Here is a 16,845-nt window from a genome sequence, read left to right on the forward strand (position 1 = left end):
GGTTCACTCTCGCGGGAGAAGGTCGGCCGCTCCCTGTTCGAGCAGCCGATGGGCCGCAGATTCGCCGATGCTACGGGCTACGCGCATCGGGTCTGCACCATCGGCAGCATCCGCACCGTTGCCGCTGCCGTTTCGTCGAATATACCCCCGGTTCAGGGGCTCGGTGACATCAAGTCCGATCCGGCGGCCGCCGCCAGGTTCGTAGACCACGGCGCGCACACGGATGCTGTCGCCGGTCACCACCGCGTGGGCGGCCATCGGTGCCTGGCATCCGACGTCGAGTCCGGCGAGGATCGCCCGCTCGACCGTGACGGCGAGGCGGGTGTCTTCGTCATCGAGCTGTGCGAGCGCGGCCAACAGCTCCTGCGGGGCGTCGACGGTCGTCTCGACAGCGAGTGATCCTTGTCCGGGTGCGGTCGGCCACTCACTCAATCCGAGCTCTTCGCGGTGCAGCCGCATCTCGGGCCGCAGGCGGGAGAGCCCCGCGGCGGCGAGGATGACGGCATCCAGCTCGCCCGACGACACCCGCTCGAGGCGCGAATCGACGTTGCCGCGGATGTCGACGACGTCGGCGTGCGGTGCACGGCGACGTACCTGCGCGATGCGCCGTGGTGCGCCGGTGCCGACCTTGGCGCCGCGGCCCATCTCGTGCAACGGGGTGCCGTCGCGGGTGATGACGACGTCGCGGGCATCCGCCCTGGACGGGGTCGCCGCGATCGTCAACTCGGTCGGCATGGCGGTCGGCAGGTCCTTGAGGGAGTGCACCAGGATGTCGCACTCCCCGGCGACGAGCGCCTCACGCAGCCGGTTGGCGAAGATCCCCGTGCCGCCGATCAGTGACAGGGAAGCCCGGTTCGTGTCACCCTCCGACACGATCGGCACGAGCTCGACAGGGCGTCCCGCGACCTCGGCCAACGCGTCGGCGACATGACCGGACTGTGCCTGCGCGAGCGGGCTGCGGCGCGTGCCGAGACGGATCGGGGCCGCGGTGCTCACTGCAGCACGTCAGCGATCTCGTCGAGGCGCAGGCGACGCCCGGTGTAGAAGGGCACCTCTTCCTTCACATACTCACGAGCCTCGGTGTAGCGCAGGTCGCGCATCAGGTCGACGAGCTCGGTGGGGTCGTCGGCTTCGAGAGGCAGCAGCCATTCGTAGTCGCCCAGTGCGAAGGCAGCGACAGTGTTGGCGATCACGCCGGTGAAGGCGGCGCCGCGTCGACCGTGGTCTGCCAGCATGCGCCGGCGGTCGTCCTCGTCGATCAGGTACCACTCGGGCGTGCGCACGAAGGGGTACAGGCACAGCCAGCCCTTCGGCTCGATGCCCCGCAGGAAGCCGGGCACGTGTGTGCGGTTGAACTCGGCGTCACGGTGCACGCCCATCACGTTCCACACCGGCAGCAGCGTGCGCAGCAACTCGGTGCGACGCAGGCGCCGCAGCGCCTGCTGCAGCTCTTCGGCGGTGTCGCCGTGCAGCCACACCATCAGATCGGCGTCTGCCTTCAGCCCGCTGACGTCGTAGAACCCGCGCACGGCGACGCCGGAGTCCTCGATGTGGCCGACGATCGTCTCGAGCTCGGTCGCATCGGTCTCACGGACCGGTGCATCGGGGTTGCGGCGCCACACGGCCCACAGGGTGAATCCGGACGGGGAGTCAACACGAGGTTCCGACATGACTCCAGTGTGCCTCGTGAACGCCAGGACAGCGAACCGGGGCCGGTATCTCGGGGTTTCAGCGCGACGCGGCGCGGGCGATCAGCCAGACGATACCGCCGACGACGGCCGCGACACCGGCGACGGCCGCCGCTGCGCCCACCGGGTTGCGCTGCGCGAACGCGCGCGCCTGCACGATGCCGCGCTGCGAGGCCTTCTCGATGCGGCGTGGGAAGTTTCCGCGCACCTCGATCGCGGCGAGGGCCGCTTTGAGTTCCGCGCGAGCGGACTCCACCGGGTCGGTGATGCCGTCCGGCACTGCGGTGCGGGGAAGAGGCGTCGGATGCTGGGATTCAGAGTTCGTCATAGCCTGCCTCCTTCACCAGACGGACGTCGGTGGCGACGGCCTGCCCGGGGTTCTGTCGTTTCATGATCTTGCGGAAGCGCAGGACGCCGAGCAGCGCGAAGACGACCATCGCGAGCAGCAGGAACCCGAACACCGACAATGCGGCAACCCATGCGGGCCACCACGACGAGAGCCCGATGATCGCGAACGCGAGCAACACGGGGATCGCCCAGAACAGCAGGAACAGCGTGATGATGAACCACAGGCTGCCGAACATGCCGTCCTTGGCGGTGCGGCGCACCCAGGCCTTGGCGGCTTCGACCTCGGCGATGACGAGGTTGCGCACCAGTTCGGGCAGATCGCCGAGCAGCGTCAGCAGGCTGTCGTCGGCGCGGTCGCGGTATCCGCGGCGCATGTCAGGACCCGTTCTTCTTGGAGGTGCTCTTCTTCGCAGCGGACTTCTTCGCGTCCTCGACCGCGTCTTCGGCGGCGTCAGCGACCTCTTCGACGGCGTCCTTGGTCGCGTCGATCGCGCCGTCGAGCTTCTCACCGGGCGTGCCCGCCGACGAGACCGCCTTCACGACCTTGACGGCGCCGTTCCAGACGGCGCCGGGTACGGCCGCGGCCTGCGACTTGGCGAACTGCTGTACACGCTCGACCTGGTGCTGCACCGGATCGGTGTGCCACAGCTTCAGCCACTGCGTCTTGATCTGCTCGTAGCGCTCGCGTCCCGCGCGCGTGCCGAGCACGTATCCGACGCCGAGCCCGACGACGAGTCCGATCTTCCCCTTCATGGGAGCCTCCTGACTTCCTGTTACGGCGTCTCCACCGGGCCGGAACTCGCCGGACCCCGCGCGATCGGTCTCCAGCGTAGTCGCATATTCCTGATTCGGCATCTACGGTTGTGCGATGCCGCCCGGGGGTGTAATGCCGCGGGGTGCGGCGCTCATTCCTCCCAGAGCAGCGCGCTGCGCAACCGGTCGGTCTCGGCGATGGCATCCGGGATCACCTGCGCAAGCCCCGTTCCGGCCATCCACGCGCCGACCACGGCGAGACCCGGGATCTGCTGCACAGCCTCGCGCGCGGCGGCGCGGCGCTCGCCCGCCCCGATGAGCGAAACGGGCTGCGCCTGCACGAAGCGTGCCCGGTGCACGGCCAACAACTGCTCGGGCGCGAGATCGACCCCGAGCAGCGCGGATGCCTCAGACATCGCCAGCTCCGCTGCCGCGTCGTCATCCAGACCGGCGGTCGGCGCGGCCTCGCCCTGGGTGCCGAACGAGACGCGGACGACGTGGTGACCATCCGCGGCGTCGCGCAGCCAGCCCCACTTGGCAGTGGAGTGGGTCAGCGCCTTGGCGACGTGGCTTCCGGGTACGGTGAGCACTCCGCTCCCCCGCGGGGCGTCGTCGAGCGCGGGCGCCTGCAGCAGGAGCGTGACGAGTTCGATCTCGGGGGCGTCGCCCGAGTCGCCGAGCTGGGGCGCGTGGGCGCCGAGCAGGGAGCGCGCCGCAGGCTCGGGGGTGGCGATGATCACGCCCGTGGCGGCCAGCGACTTCTGCTCTGGCTTCGCGGTCCCGAGCGCCGCTTCTTCGTCAGCGGCGGCATCTGCAGCATCCTCGTCGGGGGCATCCGGCGTCGTCTCGTACGCGACCACCCACGCCGCGCCTTCGCGCACTACGCCGGTCACCCGCGCGCCGGTGCACACCTCGACGCCGTAGGTCACGAGGTCGTCGCGCAGCGCCTCGACCAGCCTGCCCATCCCCCCGATCAGGCCGAGCACCGCCGACCCCGGTGCCTTTCCGGGATCGCGGGCATCGCGCTGTGCGAGCAGCGTACCGACAGCACCGCTGAGCGACCCCGTGCGGGTGAGTGCGGCGTTGAGTCCCGGAGCGGCGACCTCGGTGTCGATGTCGCCGGGTAGCGCCGAATACACACCGGCGGTCACGGGCGCGACCAGTCGGTCGTGCACGCGATCGCCCATGCGGGTGCGCACCAGTTTGCCGAGACTGTGCTCGTGACCGATCGTCAGCGGGGGGCGCAGGCGATCCACGTAAGCGCGCCAGGCGCCGCGCCAGCCGATGATGCGGCGCACGTCGTCCTGGAACGGATTGGCCGGGATGCCGAGCAGACCGCCGACCGGGAGCGGAGCATCCGGGGCATCCGGAATCCCGCTCAGCCATGCCCCGCCGCCCTCGGGCGCCACCACCAGGTCGCTGAGCCCGAGCTCATCGACCAGCGCGCGCACGTGCCCGCCGCGGGTTGCGAAGCTCTCGGCTCCCGCGTCGACGACAAGGCCGTCGAGTTCAGCAGTGCGGATGCTGCCGCCGAGAGCCTCCGTTGCCTCGAGCACCGTCACACGCATGCCCACCTTGGCGCACTCGCGCGCCGCGACAAGACCACCGATGCCACCGCCGACGACGACGACGTGCTGTTCAGCGGCGCGGGCGGCCAGTGCGGGGGCGGCGTGTTCGGTCATGCTCTGATTCTTCCACCGCCGTCTATGCGAATTCCGCAGTGCGGGCCGGGCGAAAGCCCCTTTGCCCGCGCACCGAGAACAAGAAACCGCGTGGCGCCCTCGGGCACCACGCGGTTCTCAGAGAAGAGTGCGGGTCAGATCTCGCCGTGGGCGAGCCGCACGATGCGCGTCAGCTGGTCGGGGTCGGTCTCGGGCGGAACGCCGTGGCCGAGGTTGAGGATGTGCCCCTTGGCGCCGCGCCCGCGCGCGATGACGTCGCGCACGTGTGCTTCGAGCACCGGCCACGGCGCCTGCAACAGTGCCGGGTCGATGTTTCCCTGCACGGCCACGTCCGGGCCGACGATGCGGATCGCCTCATCCAAGGGCATCCGCCAGTCGACACCGACGCCGTCGACGATCCCACCGAGACGCATGTCGTCCAGGAACGGCCCCGTTCCGACACCGAAGTGGATGCTGGGCAGACCGATGCCGTCGAGCGCGGCGTGCGAGTGCGGGGCGATGTGCGCACGGTAGTCGGCGGGACTCAGAGAACCGGCCCACGAATCGAACAGCTGCACCACGGACGCGCCAGCGTCGCGCTGGATCTCAAGGAACCGGCGCGAGATGCGCGAGAGCCAGCCGGCCAGGGCGTTCCACGAGTCAGGGTCGGCGTGCATCATCGCGCGGGCACGCAGGTGCTCCTTCGACGGACCACCCTCGATCAGATAGGCGGCGAGGGTGAAGGGCGCGCCGGCGAAGCCGATCAGAGGCTTGTCGCCGAGCTCGGCCACCGTCAAGCGGACAGCTTCGGCGATGGCCGTGCCGTCGAGGTCAGCCGGGTCGATCTGTGTGATGCGCGCGACATCGTCGGCGGTGCGCACGGGGTTGGCGAACACCGGGCCGCGACCGGGCTCGATCACGACGTCGACACCGGCCAGACGCAGCGGGATGACGATGTCACTGAAGAACACGGCGGCGTCGACGTCGTGGCGGCGCACCGGCTGCAGTGTGATCTCGGCAGCCATATCGGGCGTGAGGCACGCATCCAGCATCCGCGTGCCGACGCGCAACTCGCGGTACTCGGGCAGGGACCGCCCCGCCTGACGCATGAACCAGACCGGGGTGCGCTCGGGCTTGTCTCCGGCGAGCGCGCGCAGCAGATCACTCATGCGCCTATCGTGGCATCCGCTCCTATGCGTCCGCCGGTCGCCAAGCTCGTTCAAAGATGAGAGGGGTACACTCCCCTTCGTGCTGTTCTGCGTCACGGCCAGTCACAAGACGGCCTCCTTCGATCTGCTCGAACGCCTCAGCCGCACCCCCGACACCGTCGCACCCAACCTGGTGGATGCCGGTGCGCAGGGCGCGGTCGTGCTGGCGACGTGCAACCGCTTCGAGGCGTACATCGAAGCCGACGGCTTCGAGCAGCACACCGTTGTCGAGGCGGTCGCGCTGGCCACGGGCATCCCGGCGACCGACCTGCACGGGTCGTCACGCGTCATCGGCGATCGCCACGTCGCCGAGCACCTGTTCGCCGTGGCGTCAGGACTGGAATCGGTCGTCTCGGGTGAGGGCGAGATCGCCGGTCAGGTGCGCCGTGCACTGACCGTCGCCCGCGAGGCCGGCACGACGTCGTCCGAGCTGGAGCGGCTGTTCCAGCGCGCAAGCCAGGCGCAGCGCAAGGTCAAGAACGTCACCGCCCTGCACCGCGCCGGCCGTTCGCTGGTGCGCCTCTCGCTGGAGCTCGCCGACAGCCGCATCGCCGATTGGTCCGCCGAGCGGGTGCTGCTGGTCGGCACGGGTGAATACGCGGCCGTCACGCTGGCGACGCTGCGCGAACGCGGCGCCGTCGACATCTCGGTGTACTCGCCGTCGGGCCGCGCCGAGCTGTTCGCGAAGAAGTACGGCATCACACCGGTGTTCGATGACGAGTACGCCGCTGTCGCCCAGCGGTCGACGCTGCTGATCACGTGCACCACCGCGACCGAGCCCGTGCTCGGCCCAGCGCAGTTCGCGCGCACCGCGAACGAGGCGGGCGCCGGTTGCCCGATGGGCCCGGTGACGGCGGATGCCCCGCATTCGCAGCTGGTGATCGACCTGGGCATGCCCCGCAACGTCGATCCCGCCGTCGCACAGCTCGAAGGCGTCGCGCTGCTCGATCTGGAGACCATCCGCCTGCACGCACCGCTGGAGGAGCTGCAGGCCACCGATGCCGCCCGCGTCGTGGTGCGCGAGGCCGCCGAGAGCTTCCACCTCGACGGGTCACGCCAAAGCGTCACCCCGTCAGTCGTCGCGTTCCGCACGCACATCTTCGGGCTGCTCGAAGCCGAGATCGATCGGGCACGCCGCCGCGGCGACGAAGACGGACTGGTCGAGCAGGCGATGCGCCACCTCGCCGGCGTGCTGCTGCACACTCCCACCACACGCGCGCACGAACTAGCCGCCGAGGGGCGCGGTGCCGAGTTCGCCGCGGCGATGCAGACGCTGTACGGCCTCGGGCCGGATGCTGGCGCCGACGCCACGGTGACCGCCATCGCCTGATCGACTGCGAGCTCTTCACGGATACTCGGGCGTGCGCTTCGCGCGGATTTGTGCGCTTGGCGCGGATGAACCCCCGGATTCTGTCCGCGCGAAGAGGACTTCTCCGCGACAGGCGTACGAGCGCCAGAGGCCACACCCCTGACAAAGGGAAGCACATGGCCCTCCACCTCACCGGAGACACCGCCGCCAACACCCTGCTCACTGAGAGCCCGCTCGCTCTGCTGGTGGGGACGCTGCTCGGCTGGTGGGGACGCTGCTCGACCAGCAGGTGCGGTAGGCAATGGCACCAACCGATCCGGTGCCAGGCTGACCAGAGGCGGAACGCCTGATCGTGCAACACCGAGTTCCTACCAGCCCGCTATGGTGGGTACGCGCAACGCCATCAAGGCAATCGGCACCAGTACGCTGACGCTCCACTCTTGCTGCTTTGCCTTCGATTTCGGCCACAGGCCCAACACCACCTGGAGAGCAATGACTCGGAAGCTGCATGAAGTGTTCAACGAGGCTGGGCTTCCGGAGATCACCTACGTCCCTCCGGCCGAAGCTCAGCAGTTGAAAGGCTCCCTCGCTACACCCGGCAAGCACGTCACTCTCGTCGGACCATCGGGCAGTGGAAAGTCGACAGTGGCGAACCGGGTCCTCGAGAGCCTGAGCTTGAGTTCCAACAAGGTTCATGGCTTCAGCGGTAGGAGCTACTCACAGGTCACAAGCATTCTTGAGATTCTCGGGGCAGAGTTCGACGTTGCGCCGAGTCTGGAAGAGATTGAGCCCTGGCTCAAGGCATTCGAGATCATCATGATCGATGATGTGCACCATCTCAACCTGGAAGCCCGGACAGAACTCGCTTCCCATCTGAAGCTGTGGCACGAGAAGGGCATCCGATTCTTCATGATCGGAATCGCCAAAACCAGTGAGGCAATCCTGGGACAAGACCCGGAGCTCGCTATTCGCAACGATGCCTGGAACATTGGTAAGCAAAGTCCGGAGTTTCTCGCGCGCATTGTGGCGAAGGGCGAGGATGCACTGAACGTTCGTTTCACCGAAACAGGTCGCGATTTAGCGATTGAAGCCGCTCAGGGCTCTCCGTCGATCCTGCAGGCGATCTGCAGAATAACGTGCGTCCAAGCAGACGTACTTGAAAAGGCCGAAAGCCAGGCGACCGAGATCGACGTGGACCTGCCACTCATCCGGACGGCGGTTGTTCGCCAATATGACGGCCGCTACTTGAACAAAATTGTCAGCCTCGCCCGGGGCCGCCGCCAAGCTCGCTCTGTCCACGATACGTACTTCAGAATAATTGAACAGGTCGCGGTTAGCGGCAAGGACCAAATCTCAAGAGATGAGCTTTATCACAAGATCGTTGGCAGCAAGGACGCTCGCCAAAAGTCTCAAGTGCGCAACTCTTTCTACCGCGCACTCACGAACCTGCCCACAGTTATCGAGGAAAATGGACTATCCGACATCCTGATCTACGAGAATGGCACGCTTACGATCGACGATCCGGTCTTCCGCTTCTACCTCGATCACCTCGATTTCTCTCGGGTTCGCTCGCAAGTCAATGTTCGACGCCTCGGTTATGAATTCGACGTCGCTGTTTCGTTCGCTGGGCCTGACAGGACAACTGTGGTGCGGCTCGTGGAGGCGTTGAAAGAGCGGGGCCTCGAAGTCTTCTATGACTTTGACCAGCAAGCGCTGCTCTGGGGCAAAGACCTCCGCGAAGAGCTCGGCAAGGTGTACGGACAAGAGGCGCAGTTCATGATTGTCTGTCTCTCCAAAGACTACCCGGAGCGCGATTGGACAAACTTCGAACTCGAGATCGGGCGACAGGCGGCATCGAAGCGCACGGAAGACTACCTGTTGCCATTGGTCGTCGGTGACTCCAGGCCCGCGATCGTCGGTTTGCCAGGCACTGTTGGTCACCTTTCACTCGCCGACCGCTCAATCGAAGACGTAGCTGACCTCGTGCTAGACAAGTTCCAAGCGCTACCCGCGCTCGTGCCCGAGTCGGAAGACAAGGGTGCTGAGCTGGCCAAGGCAGGGGCAAGCGAATGAGCATTCACATCACCGGAGACACCGCCGCCGACACCCTGCTCACCGAGAACCCGCTCGCTCTGCTGGTGGGAATGCTGCTCGACCAGCAGGTTCCCATGGAGACCGCGTTCGCTGGCCCGCTCAAGATCGAACAGCGCACCGGAGCGACGGATGCCGAAGCGATCGCCGGCATGGACCCGGATGCCTTCCTCGAAGCGTTCAAGCAGACGCCGGCCGTGCATCGCTTTCCCGGTTCGATGGCGGCACGGGTGCAGACGCTCTGCCAGACTCTCGTCGATGAATGGGGCGGCGACGCTGCCGCGCTGTGGACTCAGGGGAACCCCGACGGCGCCGAAGTTCTCAAGCGCCTGAAGAAGCTGCCGGGCTTCGGTGAGCAGAAGGCCAAGATCTTCCTTGCCCTGCTCGGCAAGCAGTACGGTTTCACCGGCGCGGGCTGGCGGGAGGCATCCGCCCCCTACGGCGAAGAGGGCGCCTACCGCAGCGTCGCCGACATCGTCTCGCCCGAGTCGCTCACCCAGGTGCGCGAGCACAAGAAGGCGATGAAGGCCGCCGCGAAGGCGGCGAAGCCATGAAGCCGACCGGGGGTGACGTCGCGGAGTTCATCGCGGAGGTGAGCCCTGCGAAACGGCAACGGGATGCTGAGACCCTGACGGCCATGCTGCAGGAGGTCTCGGGCCGCGAGCCCGTGCTGTGGGGAACGATCGTCGGGTTCGGCAGCTGCCACTATCGGTACCCGACCGGCAACGAGGGCAATATGCCGTTGCTGGCGTTCGCTCCGCGCAAGGCCGCCTCGACCATTTACCTGGAGTCGACGGCCGCGCACGCCGACGCGCTGGGCCGACTCGGCCCGCACACGACCGGCGTCGGCTGCCTCTACATCAAGGACCTCGAAACAGTGGATCTCGACGTCCTCCGCGGCATCCTCACCGCGTCGTTGCAGTGGTCCGAGAACGGCGGCGGCGAGTACGCGACGATCACTGTCACCGGCTGACGCCATCCACCGCCGCGTGCGGGATGCCGTCGCGCCCAACGCCCGGGTCACATCACGATGATGTCGGCCTCCGGCGCTCGATACTCCGCGACGGTCGGCATATCCGGCGCCGCAGCAACGCCGGTGCGGAACGCGCGCACGCTGCGCAGTACGGGATCGATGCCGTCGGTCTCGATCCGCAGTCTCCGCACCGCACGTTCGGTGAACGAGTGCATCCGCCGCACTCCGATGGTCCCGCCCTCGCACAGCACGTCACTATCCGCCAGCACCCGATGCGCCGCTACGCGCTGTCCGGCATCCAACGCCTCAGCCAGTTCGAGATGGTCGATCTCGACCTGGTCGGCGAACTCGGCGTCCCAGACACCGGCATCCCGTCGGATGATCCGCGCCTCCAGCGGCGCACCGAATCGCCTCGCCAGCTCGGTGGAGTACTCCTCAAGAACTGCCAGGTCGGTGCGGTCGATCAGGCCGTCGCGGTTCGGCGGTACGTTCAACAGCAGGTTCGCACCCAGCCCGACCGACCGGTAGTGGATTCCGAGCAGGTGCTCGACGGTCTTCGGTTCGTCGAACGGATGCCAGAACCAGCCGTGCCGCAGCGAGACATCGCACTCAGGCGGCAGGTAACGCGGCGCGAATCCGAGCACCGCATCGGTGTGCACGTCGTTCGGTGTCCAGTCCGCGACGTAGAGAACGGGATCCGAGGCCAGGCCGTCCTCATTGCCGACCCACCGGATGTCGGGGTCGCCCATGTTGAAGATCACCGCACCGGGCTGGTGCTCTCGCACGATCCCGGTGATGCGGGCCCAGTCGTACTCGCGGCCGGCCGATCCCGCGCCGTCGAACCACACCTCGACCAGGTCGCCGTAGCCCGTGCAGAGCTCGGTGAGTTGCGCGCAGTAGAAGTCGTCGTAGGCAGCGGCATCGGGGTAGCACGTGGCGTTGCGATCCCAGGGCGACAGGTACACCCCGAACCCCATTTCGGCTTCCGCGCACGCGTCGGCGAGCTCACGCACCACGTCGCCGTCGCCGCCTCGCCACGGGCTGGATGCCACGGAGTACTCGGTGGTGGCCGTCGGCCACAGGCAGAACCCGTCGTGGTGCTTCGCGGTCAACACGACATGCTGCGCGCCGGCGATCCTCGCGGCGGCGACCCACTGGCGGGCATCCAGAGCGGTCGGATCGAAAGACGCCGCCGGCAACGTCCCGTCGCTCCACTCCACCCCGGCGAAGGTGTTCAGCCCGAAGTGGAAGAACACCGCGACGCCGGCCTGCTGCCAGCGCAACTGCGCCGGGCTCGGATGCAACCCCACCGTGTCTTCGGAGATCGGCATGTCGGCCATGGTCAGGGCGTGCCGCTCGTGCTCGGTTGTCAGGCCCGCGAAAGGCGCTCGGCTTCTTTCGCGGCGACGATCTTGCGCAGCCCCGAGCTCGAGAAGCGGTGATTGCGGCTGTTGAAGTACAGCTCGATGCCGGCCTGCTCGCAGTACTCGCGACCGGTGAAGTCGCGGTCGATGTACTCATCGCCGACGATGCGCACGTCGAGCTTGAACGAGCGCAGGATGTCTTCGAGGTCCTGCTCGGTCGAATAGGGCACGATCTCATCGACGTACTCGCAGCCACGCAGCTGGATGTAACGCTCGACGACCGTCTGGGTCGGTGCGTTCTTCTCGGGACGATCGAGCGTCGGGTCCATCTGCAGACCGCAGATCAGATAATCGCACTGCCGCTTCGCCTCGGCGAGCATCATGATGTGCCCGGCGTGCAGCAGGTCGAAGGTAGAGAAGGTGATCCCCACCCGCGGTCCCGGGTTGTAGTCCTGGTGCTTGTTGGGTGCTGCGTCCGTCATCGTGGTCCTTTCAGGTCGTGCCGAGATGAGTCTATGCGGCCCGGACCGTAGCATTGCTGATGGATGCCTCCCAACGCCGAAAGGGTCACGCGATGTCAGCGACTCCCCCACCAGACGCGCCGCTGCGCTTCGGCGCCAACTACACCCCCTCGAAGGAGTGGATGCACTCCTGGCTCTCGCTCGATCTCGATGCCGTGCGTCGAGACTTCGCGGGCCTTGCCGAGCTCGGCCTCGATCATGTGCGTGTCTTTCCGCTGTGGCCGGTGCTGCAGCCCAACCGCACCCTGATCCGCGATGAGGCCGTCGCCGACGTGCGTGCCGTGGTCGACGTCGCCGCGGAGTTCGGGCTCGACGCCAGCGTCGACGTCATCCAGGGGCACCTGTCGAGCTTCGACTTCGTGCCGTCCTGGCTGTTCACCTGGCACGACAAGAACATGTTCACCCACCCTGACGCGCTCAGCGGACAGGTGGCGCTGGTCGAGCGCCTGGGCGCGGCAATCGGGGACGCGGGTAACTTCCTCGGGTTCACCCTCGGCAACGAGACCAACCAGTTCTCGGCGCGCAATCACCCGCATCCGTGGCCCGTGACCGAGGCCGACGCCGCCAACTGGATCACCACGCTGCTCGATGCCGCCGAGCGTTCCGCACCCGGCCAGCCGCACGTGCACAGCGAGTACGACGCCGCCTGGTACATGGACGGCCACGGCTTCACCCCCGCGCTCGCGTCGCGGTTGGGTGCCATGACGACCGTGCACTCGTGGATCTTCAACGGCACCGCTCAGCGCTACGGCGGCCGGTCGGTAGCATCCGATCGCCACGCCGAGTACATGATCGAGCTCTCACGCGCCTTCCAGACCGACGCGCGGCGACCGATCTGGTTGCAGGAGGTCGGTGCGCCGTCGAACTGCCTGAACACCGATGAAATGCCCGACTTTCTCGAAGCGACCGTGCGCAGCGCGGCGCGCACCGAGAACCTGTGGGGCGTCACCTGGTGGTGCTCACACGATGTCAGCCGCGCATTGGCCGACTACCCCGAGCTGGAATACTCGCTGGGGCTGATCGACAACGATGGCGCCGCCAAGCCCATCGGGCGCCGCTTCGCCGAGATCATCCCCGAACTGCGTGAGCGTCAGAGCACCCCGGCGCGGTCGCTGGGCATCGTCGTCGAGGTGGACGAGGGCGACGTGCCTGTCAGCCGCGCGGCGCTCAGCCCCGGCGGTGCCGTGTTCGAGGCGTGGGTGCAGGCCTGCGCATCGGGTGCGGATGCGACGTTCGTCACCTCGACCGATGCGGCGGATGCCGCCCTGCTCGCCCGCCGTGGCATCACCGAGCTGCTGGTCCCGGACTCCGCCGACGGCGTGGGCACCTACTCGTCGAACAACACCGTCGTCTGAGTAGGCTCGACCTCACACCCGCGACAAGGAGGACGCGATGCACGAAGAGACCTCGCTCACGGTCGGGCGGGTGACGCGGGTGCTCGCCGAGCGCGTGCGCCCGGCGATCCACTCGGCTCGTGTCCCGCTGCAGATCGCTTCTCATTCCCTGCCCGGTGAGCCAATCGCTCCGGCGGAGGGCCTCGCACTGGACTACGAGCCGTTCGCCGCGGGTGGCATGTGGGGGCCGGCGTGGGGCACGACGTGGTTCCGGGTGCGCGGCGAGGTCCCAGCGCGGTGGGCGGGCAAGAAGGTCGAAGCGCTGATCGACCTCGGATTCGACGTGAACATGACCGGGTTCCAGTGCGAGGCACTCGCCTACCGCCCAGACGCAACGCCGATCAAGAGCCTCAACCCGCGCAACCAGTGGTTGCCGGTGGATGCTGAGGCGGGCGGGTCGGTCGAGTTCTACCTGGAGGGTGCCTCGAACCCGGTGCTGCTCGACTACCACCCGTTCCTGCCGACGCAGGAGGGCGACGTCCTCACCTCGTCACCCGAGCCGCTGTACCGCGTGCGGCACATGGACCTCGCCGTGTTCGAGCCCGAGGTGTTCGAGCTCTCGCTCGACCTCGAGGTGCTGCTGGAGTTGCAAGGTGAGTTGCCCGAGACGTCTCCGCGGCGCATGCGCGTGTTGCAGGCGCTTGACGACGCGCTCGATGCGTTGGATCTGCAGCGCATCGTCGAGACAGCGTCGGATGCCCGTGCGCACCTGGCCGGGGTGTTGGCATCTCCTGCTGAGGCGAGTGCGCACCGCATCGCCGCCATCGGGCACGCGCATATCGATTCGGCCTGGCTGTGGCCAGTGCGCGAGACGATCCGGAAGGTTGCCCGCACCACCTCATCGATGACGGCGCTGCTCGAGGATGATCCGGATTTCCGGTACGGGATGTCGAGCGCACAGCAGTACGCCTGGATCAAGCAGCACCGCCCCGAGGTGTGGGAGCGGGTGCGTGCCGCCGTCGCCGAGGGCCGGTTTGTGCCGCTAGGCGGCATGTGGGTCGAGTCCGACACGGTGATGCCGAGCGGTGAGTCGCTGGTGCGCCAGTTCGCGTACGGCCAGCGTTTCTTCGAGCGCGAGTTCGGCATCCGCTCGAAGGGGGTCTGGTTGCCCGACAGCTTCGGGTACTCCCCCGCACTGCCGCAGCTGATGCGTCGGGCCGGGTTCGAGTGGTTCTTCACGCAGAAGATCTCGTGGAACCAGCGCAACGTCTTTCCGCATCACTCGTTCTTGTGGGAGGGCATCGACGGGTCGCGCATGTTCACGCATTTCCCGCCGATGGACACGTACAACGCGCAGCTGAGCGGCTCCGAGATCGCCAAGGCGTCCCGCCAGTTCAAAGAGAACCGGGTCGCGTCGATGTCGATCGCCCCGGTCGGTTGGGGTGACGGCGGCGGCGGAACGACCCGCGAGATGACGGGGAAGGCCGCCCGTCTGGCCGATCTGGAGGGCTCGGCGAAGGTCGAATGGAAGCACCCGGACGCGTTCTTCACCGAGGCGCGCGCCGAGCTGACCGACCCGGCCGTCTGGGTCGGCGAGCTCTACCTCGAACTGCACCGCGGCACGCTCACCAGCCAGCACGCCACCAAGGCGCTGCACCGCTGGGCCGAGCAGGCGCTGATCGAGGCGGAGCTGTGGGCGGCGACCGCCGCCGTGCAGCGCGGCACCGCGTACGACTACGACGCGTTCGACCGCCTGTGGCAGGTCGTGCTGCTGCACGAGTTCCATGACATCCTGCCCGGCACGTCGATCGCGTGGGTGCACCGCGAGGCCGTCGAGGCGCTGGGAGATGTGATCTCGGATGCCGAAGACCTGTCTGCTGCGGCGCTCGGCGCCCTGGCCGGCGAGGGTGATCGGCTGCTGCGATTCATCCCGTCGTCGGTGCGAGGGGCATCCGATGACCGCCCGCTCGGTGCGACCGCCGTCTCTGAGACGGACTCCGGTCATGCGCCCGCCACGCTGACCGAACAGGCCGACGGCTTCGTGCTCGCCAACGATCTCGTCACGGTCACCGTCTCGCACGACGGTCTGATCGTCTCGGCGATTGACAAGGCCACGGGCCGCGAGACGATCCCCGCAGGGTCGCCTGCGAACCTGTTCCAGCTGCACCAGGACTTCCCGAACATGTGGGACGCATGGGACATCGACCGGTACTACCGCAACCGCGTCGAGGACCTCACCGCGGTCTCGTCGATCTCAGCATCCGTCATCGACGGTGCGGCGACGGTTCTGATCAGGCACGAGTTCTCGCAGTCCTCGATCGAGCAGACCATCCTTCTGCGGCCTGGCTCACGCACCGTTCTGCTGCTCAACGACATCGACTGGAACGAGACCGAGAAGCTGCTCAAACTCGCCTTCCCCCTCGACCTGTTCGCCCGTGAGACTCTCGCCGAGACGCAGTTCGGCTTTCAGCGCCGCGTCACCCATGTGAACACCAGCTGGGAGGCGGCGAAATTCGAGACCTCGATGCACCGGTTCGTACTCGCACAGGAGGACGACGGGTTCGGCGCCGCGCTCGTGAACGACTCGATCTACGGCTACGACACCTCGCGCGACGTCGATGGTGACGATGTCACCACGACGATCCGGTTGTCGCTGCTGCGGGCGCCGCGCTTTCCCGATCCCGAGACCGACCACGGCGCGCACCAGATCGAGGTCGGGTTCGTGATCGGAGCGGATGCCGCCATCGCGACCGCCGAGGGCATCCGCCTCAACGCAATGCCGACACTGATGCGCGGGGCGCACGAGGTCACCCCCCTCGTGGCGGTATCGGGCGAGGGCATCATCGTGTCGTCGGTGAAGCTGGCCGACGACCGCTCGGGCGACGTCATCGTGCGGGTGTACGAGTCGCTCGGGCGCCGCGCGCGGGGTGAGCTGACGGTCGGGTTCGCGCACTCGGGCATCCGCGAGGTCTCGCTGATCGAGGACGACCTCGACGACGCGCGTGTCGGCGGCGAGCTCGCGCTGCGTCCGTTCGAGGTGCGCACGCTGCGCATCGTGCGCTGACGACGGCGCGCTTCGCGACCCCGCCTGTCACCGAGAACAGGCCGTTCACCGAGAACAGGCCGATTTCCGAGAAATCGTCCTGTTGCCACGAACGAGCCTGTTCTCAGACACTGGCGGATGCCGGCGACTGCGCGTCGATGCCAGTTATCCACAGATCTGCCGCACCCACCCCTCGACTTGCCCTTGACGAAACTTCGAATGTTCTTTCGCGCCATCCCCTGCACAAGAGCACGATTCTATGAGCGATCCTGAAATGGACCACTCGCGCAAAGGAGCCCATCGTGAACCGCAACGAGACCAACGAACTCTTCGACACCGATGCACACCTGTTCATCGGTCGCCCGCTCTGGTTCGACAAGCACCCCTCGCAGGCCGAGGGCGAAGACTACTGAGCCTGCACTGAGCGCCGCAGACCCCTCCCGAATAGCCGGGAGGGGTCTGCGGCGCTTGAGGACAGGATGGATGCCCGGCGCAGGACGGATGCCGGGAATTCACCCTGTTGTCGCGTGATCTCCTATTCCGGGCAACGGG

General features: G+C 67.3%; 15 protein-coding genes. 6 read left to right on the forward strand and 9 right to left on the reverse strand.

Going from position 1 to position 16,845, the window contains the following annotated elements; translation table 11 throughout:
* Positions 1-3: 3 nt before the first annotated feature.
* The 7 genes from hemC to hemE all read right to left on the reverse strand — a co-directional run bounded on the left by hemC (position 4) and on the right by hemE (position 5,619).
* Entirely contained in the window at positions 4-996 is a 993-nt protein-coding gene (hemC, locus tag JF543_RS00725; protein ID WP_206822458.1) for a hydroxymethylbilane synthase, read from the reverse strand.
* Positions 993-1,670 carry a hydrogen peroxide-dependent heme synthase gene (gene hemQ, locus JF543_RS00730; RefSeq protein ID WP_206822459.1) on the reverse strand — a complete coding sequence of 226 codons (678 nt, stop codon included), beginning with the start codon at positions 1,668-1,670 and terminating at the stop codon, positions 993-995. Before hemQ ends, hemC begins: the two co-directional genes overlap by 4 nt.
* Positions 1,671-1,728: 58 nt before the next feature.
* Positions 1,729-2,016 carry a hypothetical protein gene (locus JF543_RS00735; protein ID WP_179409782.1) on the reverse strand — a complete coding sequence of 96 codons (288 nt, stop codon included), beginning with the start codon at positions 2,014-2,016 and terminating at the stop codon, positions 1,729-1,731.
* Positions 2,003-2,410 carry a phage holin family protein gene (locus JF543_RS00740; RefSeq protein WP_206821528.1) on the reverse strand — a complete coding sequence of 136 codons (408 nt, stop codon included), beginning with the start codon at positions 2,408-2,410 and terminating at the stop codon, positions 2,003-2,005. The genes JF543_RS00735 and JF543_RS00740 overlap by 14 nt, the downstream gene beginning before the upstream one ends.
* Position 2,411: 1 nt before the next feature.
* Positions 2,412-2,789 (reverse strand): hypothetical protein, encoded by a 378-nt coding sequence (locus JF543_RS00745; protein ID WP_179409780.1) that lies wholly within the window; start codon positions 2,787-2,789, stop codon positions 2,412-2,414.
* 152 nt (positions 2,790-2,941) lie between these two features.
* Entirely contained in the window at positions 2,942-4,471 is a 1,530-nt protein-coding gene (locus tag JF543_RS00750) for a protoporphyrinogen/coproporphyrinogen oxidase (protein ID WP_206822460.1), read from the reverse strand.
* Positions 4,472-4,605: 134 nt separating this feature from the next.
* Positions 4,606-5,619 (reverse strand): uroporphyrinogen decarboxylase, encoded by a 1,014-nt coding sequence (gene hemE, locus JF543_RS00755; RefSeq protein WP_179409778.1) that lies wholly within the window; start codon positions 5,617-5,619, stop codon positions 4,606-4,608.
* 79 nt (positions 5,620-5,698) lie between these two features.
* On the opposite strand from hemE, the gene JF543_RS00760 reads away from it, so the two are divergent.
* From JF543_RS00760 to JF543_RS00775, 4 genes are all read left to right on the forward strand, one after another.
* The gene (locus JF543_RS00760; protein ID WP_206822461.1) at positions 5,699-6,988 is read left to right on the forward strand and encodes a glutamyl-tRNA reductase; all 1,290 of its coding nucleotides are present in this window, start codon (positions 5,699-5,701) and stop codon (positions 6,986-6,988) included.
* 360 nt (positions 6,989-7,348) lie between these two features.
* Entirely contained in the window at positions 7,349-9,040 is a 1,692-nt protein-coding gene (locus tag JF543_RS00765) for a TIR domain-containing protein (RefSeq protein WP_242519359.1), read from the forward strand.
* Positions 9,037-9,612 (forward strand): HhH-GPD-type base excision DNA repair protein, encoded by a 576-nt coding sequence (locus JF543_RS00770; RefSeq protein WP_206822462.1) that lies wholly within the window; start codon positions 9,037-9,039, stop codon positions 9,610-9,612. The genes JF543_RS00765 and JF543_RS00770 overlap by 4 nt, the downstream gene beginning before the upstream one ends.
* Positions 9,609-10,031, forward strand: coding sequence for a DUF1801 domain-containing protein (locus JF543_RS00775; RefSeq protein WP_179409774.1), 423 nt, complete (start codon positions 9,609-9,611; stop codon positions 10,029-10,031). The genes JF543_RS00770 and JF543_RS00775 overlap by 4 nt, the downstream gene beginning before the upstream one ends.
* 47 nt (positions 10,032-10,078) lie before the next feature.
* Here the strand turns inward: JF543_RS00775 and JF543_RS00780 are convergent, their stop codons facing one another.
* Together JF543_RS00780 and JF543_RS00785 are read right to left on the reverse strand one after the other, a co-directional pair.
* Positions 10,079-11,362 carry an alpha-L-fucosidase gene (locus tag JF543_RS00780; protein WP_242519360.1) on the reverse strand — a complete coding sequence of 428 codons (1,284 nt, stop codon included), beginning with the start codon at positions 11,360-11,362 and terminating at the stop codon, positions 10,079-10,081.
* 38 nt (positions 11,363-11,400) lie between these two features.
* Positions 11,401-11,877 carry an adenylyltransferase/cytidyltransferase family protein gene (locus tag JF543_RS00785; RefSeq protein ID WP_206822464.1) on the reverse strand — a complete coding sequence of 159 codons (477 nt, stop codon included), beginning with the start codon at positions 11,875-11,877 and terminating at the stop codon, positions 11,401-11,403.
* Positions 11,878-11,969: 92 nt separating this feature from the next.
* Between JF543_RS00785 and JF543_RS00790 the strand changes: the two genes are divergently transcribed.
* Together JF543_RS00790 and JF543_RS00795 are read left to right on the forward strand one after the other, a co-directional pair.
* Positions 11,970-13,271 carry a glycoside hydrolase 5 family protein gene (locus JF543_RS00790; RefSeq protein WP_206822465.1) on the forward strand — a complete coding sequence of 434 codons (1,302 nt, stop codon included), beginning with the start codon at positions 11,970-11,972 and terminating at the stop codon, positions 13,269-13,271.
* 37 nt (positions 13,272-13,308) lie between these two features.
* Entirely contained in the window at positions 13,309-16,314 is a 3,006-nt protein-coding gene (locus JF543_RS00795) for an alpha-mannosidase (protein WP_206822466.1), read from the forward strand.
* Positions 16,315-16,845 lie beyond the last annotated feature (531 nt).

The organism is Microbacterium esteraromaticum, from assembly GCF_017303215.1.
GTDB classification, from domain to species: Bacteria; Actinomycetota; Actinomycetes; order Actinomycetales; family Microbacteriaceae; genus Microbacterium; species Microbacterium esteraromaticum_C.